General features: G+C 35.5%; 24 protein-coding genes. 8 read left to right on the top strand and 16 right to left on the bottom strand.

Annotated features, from left to right (window positions below; translation table 11 throughout):
* Nucleotides 1–18: 18 nt before the first annotated feature.
* The 5 genes from ACOQN3_RS05160 to aspS are packed head-to-tail and all read right to left on the bottom strand — an operon-like array spanning nt 19 to nt 4719.
* Nucleotides 19–282 (bottom strand): hypothetical protein, encoded by a 264-nt coding sequence (locus ACOQN3_RS05160; protein WP_420545415.1) that lies wholly within the window; start codon nt 280–282, stop codon nt 19–21.
* A gap of 1 nt (nt 283) precedes the next feature.
* On the bottom strand, nt 284–1687 hold the full coding sequence (gene gatB / locus ACOQN3_RS05165) for an Asp-tRNA(Asn)/Glu-tRNA(Gln) amidotransferase subunit GatB (RefSeq protein WP_420545416.1): 1404 nt from the start codon (nt 1685–1687) through the stop codon (nt 284–286).
* Nucleotides 1684–3129, bottom strand: coding sequence for an Asp-tRNA(Asn)/Glu-tRNA(Gln) amidotransferase subunit GatA (gene gatA / locus ACOQN3_RS05170; RefSeq protein WP_420545417.1), 1446 nt, complete (start codon nt 3127–3129; stop codon nt 1684–1686). The genes gatB and gatA overlap by 4 nt, the downstream gene beginning before the upstream one ends.
* The gene (locus ACOQN3_RS05175) at nt 3129–3395 is read right to left on the bottom strand and encodes a hypothetical protein (RefSeq protein WP_420545418.1); all 267 of its coding nucleotides are present in this window, start codon (nt 3393–3395) and stop codon (nt 3129–3131) included. Before ACOQN3_RS05175 ends, gatA begins: the two co-directional genes overlap by 1 nt.
* Nucleotides 3396–3408: 13 nt before the next feature.
* Nucleotides 3409–4719 carry an aspartate--tRNA(Asn) ligase gene (gene aspS, locus ACOQN3_RS05180; protein ID WP_420545419.1) on the bottom strand — a complete coding sequence of 437 codons (1311 nt, stop codon included), beginning with the start codon at nt 4717–4719 and terminating at the stop codon, nt 3409–3411.
* 916 nt (nt 4720–5635) lie between these two features.
* Between aspS and ACOQN3_RS05185 the strand changes: the two genes are divergently transcribed.
* Genes ACOQN3_RS05185 through ACOQN3_RS05195 form a run of 3 tightly spaced genes read left to right on the top strand, consistent with a single transcriptional unit; the run spans nt 5636 to nt 7130 of the window.
* Complete coding sequence (locus ACOQN3_RS05185) at nt 5636–5818, top strand: hypothetical protein (protein WP_420545420.1); 183 nt, start codon at nt 5636–5638, stop codon at nt 5816–5818.
* 48 nt (nt 5819–5866) lie between these two features.
* A complete protein-coding gene (locus ACOQN3_RS05190) occupies nt 5867–6076 on the top strand; it encodes a hypothetical protein (protein WP_420545421.1) in 210 nt (69 codons plus the stop codon).
* A 28-nt stretch (nt 6077–6104) separates the two neighbouring features.
* The gene (locus ACOQN3_RS05195) at nt 6105–7130 is read left to right on the top strand and encodes a DUF1297 domain-containing protein (RefSeq protein WP_420545422.1); all 1026 of its coding nucleotides are present in this window, start codon (nt 6105–6107) and stop codon (nt 7128–7130) included.
* Nucleotides 7131–7145: 15 nt separating this feature from the next.
* On the opposite strand, the gene phnE is transcribed toward ACOQN3_RS05195, so the two are convergent.
* The 7 genes from phnE to ACOQN3_RS05230 form a co-directional block, all read right to left on the bottom strand.
* A complete protein-coding gene (gene phnE / locus ACOQN3_RS05200; RefSeq protein WP_420545423.1) occupies nt 7146–7931 on the bottom strand; it encodes a phosphonate ABC transporter, permease protein PhnE in 786 nt (261 codons plus the stop codon).
* A complete protein-coding gene (locus ACOQN3_RS05205; protein ID WP_420545424.1) occupies nt 7915–8745 on the bottom strand; it encodes a phosphonate ABC transporter ATP-binding protein in 831 nt (276 codons plus the stop codon). Before ACOQN3_RS05205 ends, phnE begins: the two co-directional genes overlap by 17 nt.
* A 17-nt stretch (nt 8746–8762) precedes the next feature.
* On the bottom strand, nt 8763–9848 hold the full coding sequence (locus tag ACOQN3_RS05210; protein WP_420545425.1) for a phosphate/phosphite/phosphonate ABC transporter substrate-binding protein: 1086 nt from the start codon (nt 9846–9848) through the stop codon (nt 8763–8765).
* A gap of 113 nt (nt 9849–9961) precedes the next feature.
* On the bottom strand, nt 9962–10312 hold the full coding sequence (locus ACOQN3_RS05215) for an ArsR family transcriptional regulator (RefSeq protein WP_420545426.1): 351 nt from the start codon (nt 10310–10312) through the stop codon (nt 9962–9964).
* 8 nt (nt 10313–10320) lie between these two features.
* Entirely contained in the window at nt 10321–10650 is a 330-nt protein-coding gene (locus ACOQN3_RS05220; protein WP_420545427.1) for an ArsR/SmtB family transcription factor, read from the bottom strand.
* Between the two features lie 71 nt (nt 10651–10721).
* Nucleotides 10722–11453 (bottom strand): CbtA family protein, encoded by a 732-nt coding sequence (locus tag ACOQN3_RS05225; RefSeq protein WP_420545428.1) that lies wholly within the window; start codon nt 11451–11453, stop codon nt 10722–10724.
* A 12-nt stretch (nt 11454–11465) separates the two neighbouring features.
* Nucleotides 11466–11681, bottom strand: a complete 216-nt coding sequence (locus ACOQN3_RS05230) for a CbtB domain-containing protein (RefSeq protein WP_420545429.1) — start codon at nt 11679–11681, stop codon at nt 11466–11468.
* 70 nt (nt 11682–11751) lie between these two features.
* Between ACOQN3_RS05230 and ACOQN3_RS05235 the strand changes: the two genes are divergently transcribed.
* The 3 genes from ACOQN3_RS05235 to prf1 all read left to right on the top strand — a co-directional run bounded on the left by ACOQN3_RS05235 (nt 11752) and on the right by prf1 (nt 14447).
* On the top strand, nt 11752–12420 hold the full coding sequence (locus ACOQN3_RS05235; protein ID WP_420545430.1) for a DUF4443 domain-containing protein: 669 nt from the start codon (nt 11752–11754) through the stop codon (nt 12418–12420).
* Between the two features lie 36 nt (nt 12421–12456).
* A complete protein-coding gene (locus ACOQN3_RS05240; protein WP_420545431.1) occupies nt 12457–13104 on the top strand; it encodes a DsbA family protein in 648 nt (215 codons plus the stop codon).
* A 62-nt stretch (nt 13105–13166) separates the two neighbouring features.
* Nucleotides 13167–14447 carry a peptide chain release factor aRF-1 gene (gene prf1, locus ACOQN3_RS05245; RefSeq protein WP_420545432.1) on the top strand — a complete coding sequence of 427 codons (1281 nt, stop codon included), beginning with the start codon at nt 13167–13169 and terminating at the stop codon, nt 14445–14447.
* Here the strand turns inward: prf1 and ACOQN3_RS05250 are convergent.
* A complete protein-coding gene (locus ACOQN3_RS05250) occupies nt 14440–14847 on the bottom strand; it encodes an HIT family protein (protein ID WP_420545433.1) in 408 nt (135 codons plus the stop codon). The two genes, prf1 and ACOQN3_RS05250, sit on opposite strands and share 8 nt — an antisense overlap.
* Before the next feature lie 80 nt (nt 14848–14927).
* Here ACOQN3_RS05250 and ACOQN3_RS05255 point away from each other — a divergent pair, with 80 nt between their 5' ends.
* Nucleotides 14928–15524 carry a protein-disulfide isomerase gene (locus ACOQN3_RS05255; RefSeq protein ID WP_420545434.1) on the top strand — a complete coding sequence of 199 codons (597 nt, stop codon included), beginning with the start codon at nt 14928–14930 and terminating at the stop codon, nt 15522–15524.
* Nucleotides 15525–15545: 21 nt separating this feature from the next.
* Here the strand turns inward: ACOQN3_RS05255 and ACOQN3_RS05260 are convergent, their stop codons facing one another.
* On the bottom strand, nt 15546–15704 hold the full coding sequence (locus tag ACOQN3_RS05260; protein WP_420545435.1) for a hypothetical protein: 159 nt from the start codon (nt 15702–15704) through the stop codon (nt 15546–15548).
* Between the two features lie 104 nt (nt 15705–15808).
* Between ACOQN3_RS05260 and ilvD the strand changes: the two genes are divergently transcribed.
* On the top strand, nt 15809–17482 hold the full coding sequence (gene ilvD / locus ACOQN3_RS05265; protein ID WP_420545436.1) for a dihydroxy-acid dehydratase: 1674 nt from the start codon (nt 15809–15811) through the stop codon (nt 17480–17482).
* Here the strand turns inward: ilvD and ACOQN3_RS05270 are convergent.
* Both ACOQN3_RS05270 and ACOQN3_RS05275 read right to left on the bottom strand, forming a co-directional pair.
* The gene (locus ACOQN3_RS05270) at nt 17472–18035 is read right to left on the bottom strand and encodes a hypothetical protein (protein ID WP_420545437.1); all 564 of its coding nucleotides are present in this window, start codon (nt 18033–18035) and stop codon (nt 17472–17474) included. The genes ilvD and ACOQN3_RS05270 overlap by 11 nt on opposite strands.
* A 92-nt stretch (nt 18036–18127) precedes the next feature.
* Nucleotides 18128–19813 carry a helicase C-terminal domain-containing protein gene (locus ACOQN3_RS05275; RefSeq protein WP_420546599.1) on the bottom strand — a complete coding sequence of 562 codons (1686 nt, stop codon included), beginning with the start codon at nt 19811–19813 and terminating at the stop codon, nt 18128–18130.
* Between the last annotated feature and the right edge of the window lie 88 nt (nt 19814–19901).

The raw sequence follows: 19901 nt of genomic DNA on the forward strand, positions 1-19901 counted from the left end.
TAAAAAGATTTTTTTTGATTATGATATGTCAATTCCTAGTCTTCGTGCACATGCAATTGCAGCTTTTCCATCATCTTCAGATATTCCTGCTTTAGAAAATTTTTCCATTACATCTGGTTTTAGATTCATTGTTTTTTCTTTGTAATATTCTCGTAAAATTGAACCTATTTTGTCGTGAAGCATTTGCAAAGTAGCGGAATTCATTCCTTTCTCAATTAAGGTTGCATCTGATTTTGCAAGAATTTTGACGAACTCTATTTCTTCAAGAGAAAGGTCATGCATTTTATCCAATTGCCTTTTTTAGTAATTGCAATGTAAGACCAGGGTCAGCTTTTCCTTGTGTTTTTTGCATTACTTTACCTACCAAATAGTTAATTGTTTGGGGATTTGATTTTGCCTGTTCAACTGCCTTTGACTCTTCAGAAACGACTTCTTGAATTACCTTGTCAAGTTCACTTTCATCAGAGACATTGCCCAGATCTAAATCTGAAATTGTTTGAAAAACACTTTTTCCTGTTTTGATGATTTCGTGTAATGCATTTTTTGCAGAATTTCTGGAAATCTTCCCATTTGTGATAGAGTCGGCTAAATCTTTTAAGTGTTCTGCGGTGATTTTTGAGGTTTCTCGTTTTTCCCTAGTATCAACAAGACCCATCAAGTCAGTTGTTATGATATTGGAAATTTCCTTGGCATTATCTTTTGTGTGAGATGCTTCAAACAAATCAGAGTAAAATTTGTCAGAAGATAAAACATCTGCAACCTGTGGAGGTATGTCATAAACTGAGACATAACGTTCTTTTTTGGAACTTATGCTTTCAGGCATTTCTAATTTTAGTTGTTCTTGAACATCTTGTCCAATTTTGATCCATGGAATATCGCCTTCTAGAAAATATCTGTAATCAAGCTCTTCTTCTTTAGAACGAGCCGAGATTGTTATTTTCCTTTTATCATCCCAGTGTCTTGTTTCTTGAATGATTTCAATGTCTCTAGAATGTAAGCTATTTTGTCTGGTAATTTCAAAATGTACAGCTTTTTCTAAATCATGAAAAGATCCAATATTTTTTACTTCAACTTTTTTACCACCTTCTATTGATACATTTGCATCTGCCCTCATTGCTCCTTCCAAACTAGGATCAGACACACCAAGGTTTTCAAGCAGATCTGATAATATGTTTAAGAATTCTCTAACTTGTTTTGGAGTTTCAAAATCAGGTTCTGTAACAATCTCTACTAGTGGAGTACCTGCTCGATTATAATCAACCAAAGTGATTTGGTTTTTTGAAGAACTTCCTTCATAGATTAATCTTCCAGGATCCTCTTCTAGCTGTATTCTGGTAATACGTATTTTTTTATCCCCCACTTGGATTGAACCGCTACCACCTACACTTGTATCTCCATAAATGTTCAGTTGAGTAATCTGAAAGTTTTTTGGCAAATCGGGATAAAAATAATTTTTTCTGAAAAATGCAATTTTCTCAGGAGTGGAACAGTTAAGTGCCAAGGCAATCATTGTTGCTTTTTTTACAGCATCTTGGTTTAATCTTGGTAAACTTCCAGGTAACCCCATACATATTGGGCAAATATTTTCATTGATTTCAAATTCCCGATAATTTGCTTTGCAAGAACAAAATAATTTGCTTTCAAGATTAGTTAGCTGACAGTGAATTTCAAGACCTATTTTTGTCAAATTGGCACCTCCGGTAATGAAACAGTTTGCTCCAATGCATATGCTGCTTGTAAAAGAGATTTGTCATTCATAGAATCAGCCAAAATTTGAATTCCAATTGGCAATCCATTAGAAATCTCAAAAGGTACAGAAATTGCAGGTTTGCCTGTGAGATTTGCTGTGACGGTATTTAGATCAACTAAGAATAATGCAACAGGGTCATCAATCTTTTCTCCAATTTTAAACGGCATAATAGGTACAGTTGGTGCAATCAAGAAATCAAATTTTTTGAATGCATCATCAATTTCACGGGTTAGTTTGCTTTTTACTTTGAGTGCCTTTAGGAAATATTTTCCGGCATGTCCTGCAGATGGAACATACCCTCCAAGAATCATTCGTCGGGTAACCTCCGGACCAAGTTTTGTTCTAGCCTTTGAAATGTAGGAATTAAACTCGTATCCTTCCACAGAAAAATCATATCCATATCTTAGATTATCATATCTTGCAAGATTACTACCTGCCTCAGTTGCAGTTATTGTATAATAAGCAGCAACTGAATATTTTACCATATCAATTGATATCTCCTCACATGTTGCACCAAGACTTTCTAATTTTGATATGGCATTTTTGGTTGCAGACTCAACTGCAGGATCAATTCCTTCTCCCATCATTTCTTTGATTATTCCAATCTTCTTTCCTTCAATTCCAGACTCTATTTCCTGCAGATAATCTTCATTTTTGTTATCTACAGTTGTATTGTCGTTTTGGTCTAGTCCAGAAATAATATTTAGCATAAAAGCAGTATCCTTAACAGTTCTAGTAAGCGGACCAATCTGTTCAATACTATTTGCGTACGAGATTAATCCATATCTGCTGATAAGACCGTATGTTGGCTTGTATCCAACTACAGAACAAAAACTGGCAGGATTTCTAACAGAACCTCCAGTATCCGAACCCAAAGAAGCAACACATTCAAAGGCACTCACTGAAACTGCACTACCTCCAGAAGAACCACCTGGAACATATTCAAGATTCCACGGATTCTTGCTAGGACCATATGCACTAAATTCAGTAGTAAGTCCCATTGCAAACTCATCAAGGTTTGCTTTGCCTACAAAGATAGCATCTTCTTCTTTTAATTTGGAAATAACTGTAGCATCATAGGGTGCAACAAAATCTTCAAGCATCTTTGATGCACATGTTGTTTTACTTCCATTGATGCATATGTTATCTTTGATAGATATTGGCATCCCAAAACAACTGCCAACTATATCTCCGGATTTTACTTTTTTGTCTATTTCTCTTGCTTGATTAACGGCATCCTTATTGACAGATAAAAATGCATGTAGTTTGTCATCCACATTTTCTATTCTTTCAATTGTTTTTGCAACAAAATCTTCAGCAGAGATATTTCCATTTTTTACCCCTTGCACAAAATCAAGAGCAGATATTTTAAGACTCATCAAGACATCTTTGGTGCACGGACGTACGTTCCTTTGTAGTTGTTTAATTTTTCAATTAGTTTCCCATTAAACGGAATGTATTTGTCCTCTCTTAAACTAGAAAGGGGAATTTCTTGGGTTGTTATTTCCTCAGAATCAGAAGTCGCAGAATCAAGAATGTCAAAATACTCTAGCATTGTTTGTACTTTATCGATATGCTCTTTGTGATCAGTGATGTCTATTTTCATTAGTTTTGAAACATATTCAATTTCTTCTGTGCTAACCATATCGTTTCACCTATCAAGGGGTTAATCTATCTACGTCTCTTGGATAGAATGTAACATCACGTATATTTTCAGTTCCAGTTAATGCCATGATTAAACGCTCCAATCCTATACCACAACCTGCATGTGGCGGAACTCCATAGTCAAATGCCCCCAAATGATATTCAAATGCATCTGTCTTCATTCCTTTGTTTTTCATTCTTTCAGCTAATTCATCTCTTTTTTCAATTCTGGTGCTGCCAGATGATAATTCCAAATCTCCAAACATTAAATCAAAGGATTCAGAAATTTTTGGATTCTTTTTACTGTCTTTGACATAAAATGGTTTTGGGCCAAGTGGCCAATCAGTAATGAAATAGAATCCTTCTAATCCAATTTTTTTAAGGTTTGATGGGTACAGGTCATCGCCCCATTCTGTTTTTGCTCCTGCTTTTTGCATTTTGTCAACTAGTTCATCATAAGAGTGTCTTGGAATAGATTCAGGAATGGCAGGAGTTGTAAATTCAACATCGGGATTTTTTTCCACGTAATTGTTTACAGTTTGAATTGAAACTTTGATGATGTCCTCAATTCTGTCCATAACATCATTGTAATCTACAAATGCTTCTTCAAGATCTATTGATATTGCTTCTGCCAAATGTCTGTTTGTTCTAGATGGTTCTGCTCTAAAGATTGGTGCAATCTCAAAAACTTTTTCAAAACTCATTGTTAGTTGTTCTTTGTATAATTGGGGACTCTGAGCTAGGAATGCTTCTTTGTTGTAGTAAAATATTGGAAATAAGGCAGCACCTCCTTCAGTTGCAGTTGCAATCATTTTGGGAGTATTGATTTCTGTAAAATTTTGTTGGCCAAAATAATCTCTAATTGATTTTAACACCAAGCTTCTTGTTTTGAAAATGTGTTGTAGAACTTTACGTCTAAGATCAATAGGACGTACCTCAAGTCTTGTGTCGATATTTTTAACAGTTTTTGCAATTGGTTCAAATGGAGGAATTTTCTCAACCTCTGAAAATACTCTAAGTTCGGTTGGAACAATCTCAAATCCACTAGGTGCTTTTTCAGATGATTTTACAGTACCAACTATTGCAACAGATGAGTGTGCCTTTAAAGAAGAAATTTTCTCTCGTATTTCATCTGGACATGATCCTTTTTTTGCAACAATAGAAAGATCTCCGTTCTTATCCCTAATGGTTGCAAAACTGATGTTTCCATGACCTCGAATAGTCAAGACCCAACCCATAACAGTTACATCTTTTCCATCCATGGAGGAGTTGATTTCATCAGAATAGTGAGATCTACGTAAATTTCCTAGTTCAGTTTCAATCATAATTTACTTTATTGGATTTTGGCGGTATAATTAATTTTTACAGGCCCTAAAACGTGAATAAATGGTAAATCATAGGTAATTTGCCTCTTCTTTTACTATTGTAGTGATCCATTAAAATCCTGACCTCATTGGTTGTGTTTTTTACCCATTCTGATTTTCTTTTGAGCATCTTGATTATATCTCGGACATGATTTTTGGTTTCTTTACTAATTGTTTTTTCTTAGAGTTTGGTATCGCGAACATAGTCATGACAACTACAATCACAGATTTTCGGACACAAATCATGTATTCCTATCTTGCACCAGATTGATTTTTTCATGATTAATTCCGAAATGGACAATATATTGTCATTTCTTCTTTTTGGTTCAAGACTTATTTACTTGAAATAATTTGTTTAGATTTACATTTAGTATAGTAAATTTTGTCTTCAACAATTATGGTTCAATCCAACCGCCTATCTTTTTGTCAAAATAACAGTAAAGAGTACTAAAGAAGACTGATGTAGTTAATAGCAAATATGTAACCGATTACGCCTAGATATAGAAACATACTGGGTATTTCCGTCCTTGCTCTGGGTTTTTTTGTATTAGATCTAACCCTTCTACCAGAATTAGAAACGGGATGGTGGTCCTTTCTAGGAGGTATTGCAATAATGGGAATAGGTTTTGCTTTGTTGTATGTACTGCCAGTTAAAAAAACAAGGATAACTTCTCGCTTACTGGTTGTGAGTTTCTTCAGATCTTATTGATTCTAAAAGATCGTAATTATCCTTTATGGCATAGACATAGATCTCAGATGTTATTTGACCACGCTCACGTGGTATAACTAATTTTTATATGAAATTTTACACCATAATCCATTTTCATAATGCTTATAGCCTCCCGTAATTCCACTTCAAAACAAGATGGATATCTTAATGGGATTAGTAATTGCAATGTTTATCATTACTGCTGCTTATGTTGGATTTCATGCATCACAAGAACAACCTGAAGATACAGGAGGACATAGCATCACAACAGAACTAGAAATTCTCAACAATGATGCAAATTCAAATCAATTACTTGTTGACCCAAATACTAGCAAACCTGCGATTTTTTAGAATTTCATAAATCTTTACAATAAATTACCCAAATTATTGGTAAATATCATGTCTTTGACTGACAAAGAAAAAGTGGTTGCAGTGATCTCAAACGGTATTGCAGTATTCTCATTACTGCAAGAAAGAGATGAACTCCCAAAGGGCACTACAATGTATGATTTTGTGCTAAAAGTAGTACCAGAAGATATCAAACATGAGCTAAATATTGAATTGATTGACGAAGTATTTGGATATGTGTCATCTGCACACAGTTCATAAAGTATAACAAAAAACAGAAAATATCACAATGACTACTATTGCAACTCTTGGATCTCATTGCTCTTTACAGGTACTCAAAGGGGCAAAAGATGAGGGACTAAAAACAATGCTAGTATGCGAAAAAAAACGTGAAGGTCTTTATCGTAGATTTCCATTTATTGATGAACTAATAATCGTAGATTCCTTTAGGGATTTCTTAGATGAAAAACACCAATCAACACTACTACAAAATAATGCAGTCTTGATACCACATGGTACTTTGATAGCACAAATGAGTTCAGAAGAGATAGAGTCAATCAAAGTTCCAGTTTTTGGCAACAAGTGGATACTAAGATGGGAATCAGACAGAGAGATGAAAGAAAAACTCATGAGAGAGGCCAGTCTTCCGGTACCAACACCAATTGCAGATCCCAAGGATATCGACAAGTTAGTGATTGTTAAACGACAGGGAGCAGCTGGAGGTAAAGGATACTTTATGGCTGCAAGCGAGCAAGATTATATCAAAAAAAGGGAACAATTAATCCAGGAAGGAATCATCTCAAAAGAAGAGACATTATACATTCAAGAATATGCTGCGGGAGTTTTAGCTTATCTTCAATACTTTTATTCGCCATTAAGTGGAGAATTGGAATTTTTTGGAGTTGATCAACGACATGAATCAGATATCGAGGGATTAGGAAGAATTCCATCAGAGCAGCAACTAAAAACAACAAAGGTTCCATCATTTAATGTAATTGGAAATAGTCCTTTAGTTTTACGTGAATCACTTTTAGATGAGGTTTACAACATGGGTGAGAATTTTGTAGAAGCTGCAAAGAGAGTGGTAGCACCAGGTATGAACGGTCCATTCTGTATTGAAGGAGTGTATGATGAGAATGCAAAGTTCACATCTTTTGAATTTTCAGCAAGAATTGTTGCTGGAACTAATATCTACATGGACGGTTCTCCATATTACTCATTATTGTTCAATGAACAAATGAGTATGGGAAAGAGAATTGGAAGAGAAGTAAAGACTGCAGTAGAAACCAACCAGATAGAAAAAATTACCACATAAAAAATTAAAAGTTATCTATTTTGAAGAAACTTCCATTCCACGTTGTGATTTTATGATGTACTTGTCTCGGACTTTAACACTAACCCAATCAATAATCAAAACTGTGATTAGAACAACTAACATAAAGACAGCTGCTTTTCCGTATTCAAAGAATTTGATATAATTAATAATGTAAAATCCAATTCCACCTGCCCCCACTAGTCCAAGAATACTAGTTTGGCGTACATTGTAATCAAACATGTATAGTATTTGTCCTAGAAGGTGAGATGCAGATTCTGGAATAACCACATATCGTATCAATTGTGATTTGGATACACCAATTGAGCTTACAGAATCCATAGGATCAGAATCAATTGTTTCAATTGATTCGTATTGTAGTTTTGCAATAAATCCTATCGTATACATAATGATTGCCAAAACTCCTGCAAAAGCACCAGAGCCCACCATAATTACAAACAAAAGTGCCCACAAAATAGAAGGAAATGTCCTAATTGTTGCTAACAAGGCTCGAATTGGAGCATATACAAATTTACTATTCAGATTTCTTGCAGCAAGAAAACTTAGAGGAAGTGCAATTACAACACCGATTATAGTTCCCACAAAAGCCATCTGAATTGTTTCAAACATTGCCCACCAAGCCGATGGAATGTATTTGGGTTCGACTTGAACCATTTCTTCTAGAACAATGACAAGATTAGGTATTCCTTCCACAAACTTGACAAGATCAACTTCTAAATCATAAGCTGCAATTACAACAAGGGCAACTATAATTCCAATGACGATATTATTTTTTGGAGTCATCTGAATACATCTCCATAATTTCTTCAGTAGTCATATCGCCTGTTTGAAAATCAACAATGGCGTCACCTTCAACACCAATTTCTAAAATTTTATGACCTTCTTTTATCACTGCAACTCTGTTTGCATATTCTAAGGCTAATTGTATGTCATGATGAACCATAATGGCAGTAAGGTTCATCTTTTTTTGTGCATCTGCAATCAAGTCCATAATTTCTCTTGCAGTTACATGATCTAACTCTGAAACAATTTCATCAGCTAACAAGATAGTGGGCTTTTGCATTAATGCCCTTGCTATTGCGACTCTTCGTTTTTCTCCTCCACTTAACATGTAGGCTTTTCTATTTTCTTTGCCAGACAACCCTACCAAATTCAACAATCTTTTTGCTTCCTCAATTTCTTCAGCAGGAAATTTTTTGAGTATTGATGCAACAAAGCCCAGTCTAGGCAAAGCACCAAGAAGAATATTTTCTAAAACGGTACTGTTTTTTACCAAACCCAAACTTTGCGGAATATATCCTATAGTATGCATCATTTTTTTGAATTTTTTGTCATTGATGTTTGGAGTCATATAATCAACTTTGATGGTTCCACTACTTGGAATCATCATTCCATTCATGAGTTTTAACAGAGTAGACTTTCCAGAACCAGACTGTCCGACAACTGCATAATTTGTCCCTCTATCAATTGACATGTTAATTTTTTCTAAAGCAAAGTTTTTCGAATCATACGAAGTAGAAATATTATTCATCTGAATAATTTTCTTTGTAGAAATTAATGAAAAAGAAGGTTTTTTGGTCATCTGAATTTGTTTCATTTCCAGAATTCCAGTTTTTATTTGCTCTTGTTATATTTATCTAGAATTTCTTGATCAAGGCCAGTTAGTGCATCAATAAAGGTTCCAAACTCTCCTATGTGCATAGTAGTTGTGGTTGGAACTAGGGCTTCTGCACCATAAAGGTTCGTCAAAATCTCGTTGTGTTCATCATAGTTTAACTTGATAAGAGCATCAACTAGGGATTTTTGAGTACCCTCTGACATATCAGAGTTCACCATAAACACATGTGATGGTACAGGTCCAATTGTTGTCACTGGACGTAATTTTACTTGATCTTCTAATTCAAGATATTTTTGAGGAGCAATATCTGAACCAAATGCTACATCGACGTTACCATTCAGAAGCATTTCAAGGGCAGCCTTGTAACCACCAGCGAATGCATGGTTTTCAAAACTGTCATTCAAAGCAGCCTTTAATGCAACAAGGTCATCTCCTTGAATGTCCACATGTCCAGCAGTAACCAAGGTTCCCATGGGTCTTACAAAACCAGATGAGCCAGTAATGCTGGTAAATGCTACTTTCTTACCAAGAGTATCTTCCAAAGAATGGATTGAATCGTTTTCAGCTAATGTCCAGACGGTTGCTTGGTAGTTTACTTTACCTTTAACTAATTCTGCCAAAACTGCCTCAGCACCAGTACGCTGATGGGTAATCCATGCAGGTCCAGTATCCATAAATGCAGCGTCAATATGACCGAATCTCATTCCTTCAATTATTGTTTCATAATTTGATGGAACAACTATCTCAACATCAATCTGAAGTTCATCCTCTAGGAATTTCTCTAAAGACTCTGCCTTTGGAGTTAATTCCTCGGATTTTTCAACGGGAATAAATCCGATAGTAAGGGTATCAACGTCAATTGATTGTGATCCAGAAACACCAATAATGCCACTTTCAACTAGGAATTCAATTCCATTAAGAAAAGTTGCATCATCAACTGTACCGTCGGCCCACCATCCAGCATTATTTTTAATCCATCCAGGAATCAAACTTTCTGCTTGGGCGTTTTGAACCAAAGGTACTGCGGTTACACCAACTACAGCAATTGCTGCAATCAGCATCATCATTTTTTGTTGTTTCATGATCCTGAAAATCTTAGGATAAGCTAAATTATTTAAATCAGGCTTTCATTCTAAATTGAAATTCTAAGTCTATAGAATTAGAATGACAAAAAGAGTGTGCAAATAAAACTCAATCAATCGCGTGGCTTAACAGGAGATTTGTTTGGATACAAGTTCAAGCTAGGTTCAAGGTTGTCTAAGGTTATCTCTACTTTGCTTATTCTGCTTCGATAGTGTTTGATTTTTTTTCCTTCTGATGAGATAACAAATTTGTCTACTTCGGCTAGTGCAAGTTCTTCAAGTGTAGATAATGTTTTGTAAACGGTAGATAAAGAAATTTTTAATTCAGATGCGATTTGAGTTGCATCTTTTGATTGATCTTTTACTGAAAATAAAACAGCTCTTGTACACACATTACTAAGAGATTCAATTATTCTCTGGGTTATGTCAAATTCAGATAGCTGTATGATGTTTGGTTTAGACATGTGAATCCCTAATTAGGCACCAAGGTAAGAAGAGGTTCAGGTTTTCTAATGGTGATATCGGCCTTACTTATTCTACTGCGGTAGACCTTGTATTTTCGTCCCTTGTCAGATATCATCCACTTTTCAACTTCGATTAATGTTAGTTCTTCAAGGTCTCCCAGTTTTTTGTATACTGAACTTAATGGAATTTTGAGTTTATCAGAAAGTTCTGCGGCTGTTTTTCCTTTTCGAATTATAGAGAATAAAATTGTTCTTGATTCAGAATCAGCTAATGCTTCAATTACTTTTTGAGTAATGTCATATTTTTTTAATTGAGGCAAGGTTAATCGTCTTGACATTTCAATTCAAAAAGTAATGTACGGATATTTAAACGACATGGAGATATTCTCATCCTATAGATTTAGAATTACTAACTGTAGGATCTTGTAGTTTCTTCTTTTGAGTTTAATTTATTCCAAAAAATCCCTAAAATAATTCCAACAGATGCCCAAAAGGAAGTTACCCCAAGAACAGACATTATTCTAAACTCATTGACTAGATTCAAAGGTGCTGTTACCTCGTCAGGATTTTCTGGCATTGCAACAAAGACAGTGGAGATAAAGACTCCGTAACCCACTAACGCTAGAAGTTTTTTGTTTTTTTGGAATTTTTTTGATAATTTGTAAAATCCAAATGCACCTAACCCCGAGATTGCAATAAAAGATAGATACAATATTGCTCTTAGAACTACTGTTTCACCGTCTCCGACAGTAGGAGGATTTGCAGGATATTTTAGGAAAGGAATCAAATAAAGTGTAAACCACATAATCCCTGCAAGAAGGACTGCTTTTTTGATATCATTGTTGCCAGGTAATGATTTTCTTGATAATGCAAAAACAATTCCAAAAAGAGAGCCAATAGACATTCCAAGAATCACTCCTGCCAGTATCTGACCACTTTTCTGCCAATCTCTGTATCCTTCGTATTCAACCCAAAATTCAGAAGTGTCCTCTTCTTCACCTGAAGCAAAAAGATTTTGGTTTTCTATTCCAATTGCTTGATCAAGATAAGGCTCTACAATGGCAAAATTTACAGTCCCATGAATAAGGCCTGCAAACGCACCAGAGACTAAGACAATTATTATAAAAAGAGATGTTTTCATGATACTAGTCACCTAGTGACAAGGAAATCCTGCAGCATGTCTCATATCATGAGTAAGTTCATGGATGTAAAGATCTACAAATGCTTGCTCACCATAAACCACGCTAAAGATGTGTCCTTGGTCAAATCCTACAACAAACAATCCGGCTACAAATACTATTGCCAATGCCATTATTGCTAATTTTGAGACACCTGTCTTGGACACATTAATTTGTCTTATTTCAGACATGAATGACAGCATCATTTGAATATATTTAAGCTCTTGGATAATTTGTCCAATTAATAAAGAAAAAAATAGTTTGACAAAAAATATTGTTACAAATAGAGGCAGATCAACACTGAAAAAAACTATTCAGGTTTTACAAAACATTGTATCAAGAAAAGGATCAAGTAAGATATTGACATTTAGCATGCCACATGTACTCAAAGCATTACAGTTGCTATTTGAGGAAAAATTTGTCAGCAGAGCAATGTTTGGAAGAGAGATACATCTTGGCGAAGGTGCAGTTAAGACACTGATTTCACATTTAAGAGAAGCAGAGATAATAGAATCTAATAGATCAGGAAGTTATCTTACAAACAAAGGTCAAAAATTTACAAATAAAATTCTAAAATCAATACCAAGAGAGTGTAAAGTGGGTAGATGTAATCTAATTCCGTATAAAAATAATCATGCCATAATTATCAAAGATTATGCTTTTGCTATAAAATCAGGTTTAGAACAACGAGACTATGCCATATTATATGGATCAGAAGGATGCATTACAATTTTGTTCAAGGATGGAAAATTCATTTTTCCAAATAACGACCAGGATTGCTTTCAAAAAGACAAAAAGATAAGAGAATATCTTTTAGAGAAACTCTGTCCTGAAAATAATGATGTGATAATTATTTCATCGTCAAATGATTCATTTATTGCAGAAATATCGGCAAAAAATTCTGCGCTTTGGACAATGGCAACAAACTAAAGAAGACTTTTACCTGAAACAAAAATTTGTCAAACCATGTCAAAATTTGTTTTGCTAGCGATACCAGTAATCATAGGTATTGCATCAGGACTGTTTTTGGCATTTTACCTGGAACCAGAAAATAGTACAAAGACAATATTAACAGAATCAAAACTAATACAAAATGGGTCTCCAATACTGGGCAGCCCAGATGCACCAATTACTATTTTAGAGTGGGGCGATTACCAATGTACCTATTGTTACAAATTTCATCAAGAGACATTAGACAAAATAAAAATGCAATACATTGAAACTGGAAAGGTAAAACTAGTGTTCAAAGACTTTCCATTAAATGGCCCTGACTCGATTCTTGCAGCAGAAGCTGCATTTTGCGCAAATGACCAGAACAAATACTGGGAATTTCATGATAAATTATACAAAAATTGGGCAGGGGAGAGAACTGGATGGGTAACCCGTCAGTTATTAGATTCGTTTGCCACGAAAATCCAACTAGATAGCAATCAATTCAATGATTGCATAGACGAACAAAAATACCGAAAACATGTCTTGGCACTTTATGACTTTGGAAAAGGGATCGGAATTGATGCAACACCATCATTTCTAATCTTTGATGATGAAAAAATTCTAAAAATCAGAGGCAACCAACCAGTTGAGGTGTTTATCAAAACAATTGCAGAGTTTTAGATCAGTTTTGTAAAAAACAAGCCAGTCAAAATTAATATTCGTTTGATCTGGAGAAGTCACGAATGGGAAAAATCAATATTGAAAAACAGGATTCAGTTAAACTATACAAGATAAGAAAAACACTTGACGAGTTATCCAAAAAGTCAGGTAGAGGAACAGAACTAATTACAGTATACATTCCAAAAGGAAAGCAACTACACGAGATAATTAACGCCTTGCAACAAGAGCAGGGAACTGCAGACAACATAAAATCAGACCTAACAAGAACACATGTGGTAGACTCGTTAGGCAAGGTAGTCCAACGCCTAAAACTGTATAAAAAAACTCCAGAGAGAGGGTTGGTCATGTTTTGTGGTGCATTGCCACCAGAAGGAGGAGGACCTCTAGGAAGTGAGGTAGTAAAGGTATGGGAAATTGATCCTCCAAAAGATTTGAAGCAGTATCTTTACAGATGTGATGATCATTTCCATGTGGATATTCTAAAGGACATGCTAAAAGACGACAACTTGATTGGTTTTCTTGCAATTGACGCAAAAGATGCCGGTTGGGGATTGCTCCACGGAGACAAGATAGAAGTCTTGTCTCAAACGGGTTCAGGAGTTGCAGGAAAACACAGACAAGGAGGTCAATCTGCAAAGAGATTCCAAAAACTAAGAGAGATGGAGTTGACATATTATTTTAACAGAGTTGCAGAAACTACACGAGAATATTTCATAGACATTTATCCAATCAAAGGACTAGTAATTTCAGGACCAGGTCCAACAAAAGAAGATTTCATCAATGGTAATTATCTGGAATACAGACTGCAAAACATGATAGTCTCAACAATTGATTCTTCATATTCTGGTGCAGAAGGAATACGAGAAGCATTCTCAAAATCCTCAGACATCTTATCTGACTTTAGAATGGTTGAAGAGAAAAAATTAGTTGAGGATCTTTTCAGAGAGATAAATTCACATTCAGGACTTGGAGCTTATGGATTAAAAGAAATTATTGATTATCTAAAAAACAATGTAGTCAAAACTCTGATAATTACAGATGACACCAACATGTATCGAGTTGAAGGCAAATGCAAAAGATGCCAAAACATTCAAGAGGAAATATTAGAACTGCCTCAAGTCATTCCAAAAAAGACAGAATACGCAAACAATCCATGCCCTAAATGTAATGCCATGGAGGTAGAAGCAAACGAGCAGGACATTGTTGATTACTTGGAACTCTTAGCAGCAAAAACAGGTTCAGGTCTAGAAGTAATCTCTGGAAAAGCCGAACATGGAAACATGCTTGCAAGTCTTGGTAAAGCAGGTGCCATTCTCAGGTATAATCCAGGTCACGTCAAATAAGGACGCTACGGATTTTTTTACAAAGTTCTTTTAACTCATCATCATTTGAAATTTCTCGTTTTGTCCAGATTGTTCCTTTGCTGTTGTATCTTGGTATGATGTGTATGTGAACATGAGGGATGATCTGCTTTGCTGCCCTTCCGTTGTTTTGACCAGTACTAAATGCGTCAGCTCCAGTAGCCTCCAAAATTGCTTTTGCAATCTTTGGAACAATTGAAAAAAGATTTCCAACATTTTGTGCAGTCATGTCAGTTATTCTTTCATGATGTTCTTTTGGAATTACAAGGCTGTGTCCTACATCAATTGGGTATTTGTCTAAAAATGAGACGTGTGATTCATCCTCATATAGAATATGAGCACCCCTTTTACCATCTAATATATCACAAAAAATACAACTCATGTAGATCCACAATTTTGGATTTTATTTATTGTTTTTATCGAATGGTTAATTAGGGCAAATTTTGGAATCTGTTTCATCCTATGGGACGAAAAGAACGACGAGACCGTGAACAAAAGCGCGAAAATTACGCTATGAAACATTCTGCGCAAAAGAGAAAACAGACTCTCATTGCAGTAGGAGTTTTTGCAGTGATTGGAGTTATCGTAGGATATTCAGCATTCTTGTTTGCTAACATGACTGAAACTGCTCCTGGCGGCCCTGAAAATGCAGGTGCCTTGGGAAGCGACCACGCACATGCTGCAATATTGGTGAAAATATTTGGAGATGAATTTGACTTTTCAGCTCCGGCTTATCAGATAAAATCAAGTTGGATTCACTTTGAAGGAAGAGACGGCTCTACAATCCACAAGCATGCTACAGGAGTTACTCTGGGGTTCTTATTTGATAGTCTAGCATTGGGAGTAACTGATCAGTGCTTTGAATTCCAAGATGGTAGAAACTTTTGTACAAATGAGGATTACAAGCTGGTATTCTTCATTAACGGACAACAAGTATCAGACATTAGAGATTATGAAATAATGGAAGATGACAGAATACTAATCTCATATGGTGCTGAAACACCTGAAGAACTTGAATCGCAATTGCTACAGTTAGAGCATCAAGAATTAATCAAATAATTTTTTAAATTTTAACTATTTTTATGGAAAATTCCCATCATCGATTAGTTCTTTGTAAATTGTTTTTTCGAGTCGAGTTTCTGCAGCACCGCACTTACTGCACATTCCGGTATCATCAGGATCCTCTTTGAGTTTTTTCTCACATTCTACGCATTTGTGGATGCCCTTTTTGAATCCCATATCAGAATTTTTCCCTAACATGATAATAACTATATCTTGAAATCAAAGTTTCAGACGGTAATTTCAACAAAGTCTAAATTATACCAAACAAAAATTTCCATATTATGGAGATTTCTAGCAGAAACGTTGTAGAAGGAACAGCAAGAGCCCCACACAGAGCAATGTACAAGGCAATGGGACTAAACGATGATGATTTATCAAAACAATTTGTAGGTGTATGTCACACAGGAAACGAAGCAACACCTTGTAACATTCTTCTTCCACAATTAGCATTAAAAGCAAAAGAAGGGGTTTTAGACACAGGTGCAACACCTAGAGAATTTTCAACCATAGCAGTAAGTGACGGAATTGCCATGGGGCATGAAGGGATGAAATCTTCTCTTGTATCCCGTGAAGTCATTGCAGATTCTATTGAGTTAATGGTAAGGGCACATCAATACGATGCACTTGTAGGAATTGCTGGATGTGACAAAAGCCTTCCAGGAACAATGATGGCAATGGCCCGATTGAACATCCCATCAGTATTTGTTTACGGAGGAACAATCATGCCAGGAATTCTTGACGGAAAGGAGTTGACAGTAGTAGACGTGTATGAAGCAGTAGGTGCGTATGATGCAGGACAGTTATCACTTGAATCATTAAAGGACATTGAAAACACTGCATGTCCAAATGCAGGATCCTGTGGAGGAATGTTTACAGCAAACACCATGGCTTCAATTTCAGAAGCAATTGGTATTGCATTACCTGGAAGCGCCAGTCCCCCAGCTGAAGATGAACGCAGGGAAAAGATGGTGTACGATACTGGAGTTGCATGTGCAAAATTATTGGAGATGAATATTAGGCCTAAAGAAATTATGTCATTTGAAGCGTTTGAGAATGCAATTACAATGCTCAATTCTGTTGGGGGTTCAACCAATGGCATACTACATTTGCTTGCAATGGCAAATGAAGTTGGAATCAAACTAACATACGATGACTTTGAAAGAATTAGAAAGAGAACACCACACTTGGCAGACATGAAGCCAGGTGGAAATTATGTAATGAATTCACTGGACAAGATAGGTGGAATCCCATTTGTGCTAAAGAAATTATTGGACAAAGGACTGCTCAATGAAAATTGTATAACAGTAACCGGAAAAACAATCAAAGAAAACCTCACATCACTAAACATAGTAGAGACAGAGCAGCAGATTGTACGCTCAATTGACAATCCTTTGCATTCAGTCGGAACTGCAGTCATACTCAAAGGCAGTTTAGCCCCAGACGGAGCAGTTATCAAGACAGCAGGAGTAGAAATGACAAAATTTACTGGCAAGGCACGTGTATTTGACAGAGAAGAGTTTGCATTTGATGCAGTATCAAAAGGTGAGATTGACGAAGGACACGTAGTTGTAATCAGGTATGAAGGTCCAAAGGGAGGTCCAGGCATGAGAGAGATGCTTGCAACTACGGCTGCCTTGGTAGGACAAGGATTAGGCAAAAAGGTAGCAATGGTGACAGACGGCAGATTTTCAGGAGGCACCAGAGGCTTCATGGTAGGACATGTGGCACCAGAGGCGTACGTCGGGGGCCCAATAGCACTTGTCAAAGACGATGATGAAATAACAATAGACACTGAAACAAATGTAATTGATCTTCACGTTACAGAAGAGGAATTAAAAAGAAGAAGAGTTCAATGGACCAAGCCAAAACCAAACTACACATCAGGAGCTTTGGCAAAATTTGCAACTTTGGTAGGATCTGCTGCTGAAGGCGCAATCACTAAACCTAACTTGTAGGATATAGAATCTCATCCCAATTGATTTTTTGTTGTTGTTTTTGATATAATTTCAAAAGATGGTTCCATGCATTATCAAAGTCAGAGGTAAATTTCTTAAACCCGGATTTTGATGAAAACAAGATTTTCTTTTTTGGATGATTGTAAATTACTTCATCTAAAGAGACTGAATGCACCACGTCATTTCTAACTTCAAAGAGTCTAGATAGATTTCTTGTAAATTCAGGTTCAAAAACTCCCCAATCAAGAAACGCCCTTATCTTTCTATTTACAGGAACTAGATTAAGAATATAAAGCAATTCTTTATTGTCTTGTTCATTTGAATGGCCAATAATTCTTAGCCGGATAAATTCATCAAACAAAAATCCCATTTTTGAAAATGCAGACAATACATCATCACGAGTTTTATCAATTGTCAATTTAGAATCAAAGCCTTTCTCCAAAACGCCATTATTGATAAAAAAATGACCGTTTTTTTCAACAAGATATACTCTGATGTTTGTTGGGGGTTTTCTCATAGATTTTATTTTTTTTAGAAATAACGAAGAATTCACAAATTTACACGATAATTTATCTCAAGTTAAAGATATGGGTGATTTTCAAAAAGAAAAACAGAAGAGGTAGAGAGTTTCAAAAAGAAAAAGAACTACGAGTTATCCATTCCCAGCACGTCATAGTAGGCTTTTGGAATCATTTGCTGAGCCTTGAAAAAAACATTGTTTGCAGCAGTATCAAGCACATATGTTTTGGCCCAATCATTATCGCTTCTAATAGACCGTCCAAAACCTTGTAGCAATTTTGTTAATGTTTGAGATGTATACCATAATGGAAATTTATCCATTTTGGCTTTGGTTCGTTTTTCCTTATAGTTTGGATAGGGAATTTTTGCAATAATCTGGAATCTAGACAAATCATCTTTTAGATCAACTCCTTCCCACAAAGATGATGAAAGTAAGACCCCTGTCGGATCTGATGCATGCTCAGAGATTATTTCATCTTGTGTTTTTCCATCCTTGTTTGTGCTGTGACAAATCCTGATTCTTTTTGTGTTTTTTGGAGATAGAAAGCGCAGTATCTTATGACATCGAGGAATAGAGGAAGTTAAAATCAGACCCCTCTCAGTTGAATGATCATCTAGGATCTTGTCAATTACTTTGATTACTTCTAGTTCATCTTCTTCAGTAGAGCCATAGCTGAGTCTCCTCACATTCAATAGTTCCACTTGTCTGTTTTCTAAGGCAAATGGAGATTTTGGAGTATCCACAAATGCTACTTCTTCAGTATCAAAACCCATGTTTTCGCAAAAACTCTGTTTATCGATTGTCGCAGACATGAAAATTTGATAGTCTGTCTCAAAAAATGATTTTGCAAATTTTGAAACATCAATTGGTTTTATGGAGACAGTTCGAAAATTTCCATTCAGATCACGAATAGGACTATTCACCACAAAATTATCTTTGTCAGATAAAATGTCTATTTTTGCCTGAGCTGTTCTGTCAAATCTTCTCTCCAATCTTGTAATCAATTCATAATCAGGATTATTTTGAAATGCCTTGCTTTCTTTGATGTCTTTGATTTGTTTTGCATAAGAATAAGACATGTCATCTACAATCTGTATCATCGAATCCAGATCAGTAAAATCATATTTGTCAAAATTTAGATTGCATTCACTTACCTGACCTCCAAAAATATCAAACCCTACAAATTGAATAATTTGGTCTTCGATTTTGTGAGCCTCATCAAAAATAGACACCTTTCTATCAAGATATTCTTCAAACAATTTTTTGTTGAATTTCATAATCTGAAAAAAAGCATGATAATTCCATAGGGAGTGCTTCGAGGTTAGTGCATCATATTTCTGAAGATAGTATTCACAAGACTGTTCATCATGGGTTTTTTCTTCTACTTGCTTTATGGTAGGTTTGAACTTGCAGATCTCTACAACTTCTTTGCCATTTTTGCTGACTCGTTCCTGACATTGCCCATTATCGCAAGTAAGACTCCACCTCATGGCTCGCCTGGAATTGGTTACCTTTTCACTTTCCATTAATTTCAGGCATGGGAAATTTTGTTTTCCCTTGACAGATTTCAAAAAAGGAATATCTTTGGTGTATTGATCTTGAAGGTTTTTTGATGCAGTAACAGTAAATGATGTTTCAAAGTAATTTGCAATTGTAACACCAACAAGAGATTTTCCAACTCCTGTTGGAGCACAGAGAATGATTTTTTTGTATCCTGAATTGATTTTCTCCTCAATTTGAGCAAGAATCTCTTTTTGAATTTGTCTTGGAATAAAAGATTGAGGAAATTTACTTAAAAGAGACAGAATAATTGTGATTTTTTATCAATATTAAAAGCATGAAGGTTCTTGTAATATCAAAATATCAACAGCCTAATTTAATATCTAGTTAGATGGATCT

The sequence above is a fragment of the Candidatus Nitrosopumilus sp. genome (genome assembly GCF_965223225.1).
In the GTDB taxonomy this organism is placed as follows: domain Archaea; phylum Thermoproteota; class Nitrososphaeria; order Nitrososphaerales; family Nitrosopumilaceae; genus Nitrosopumilus.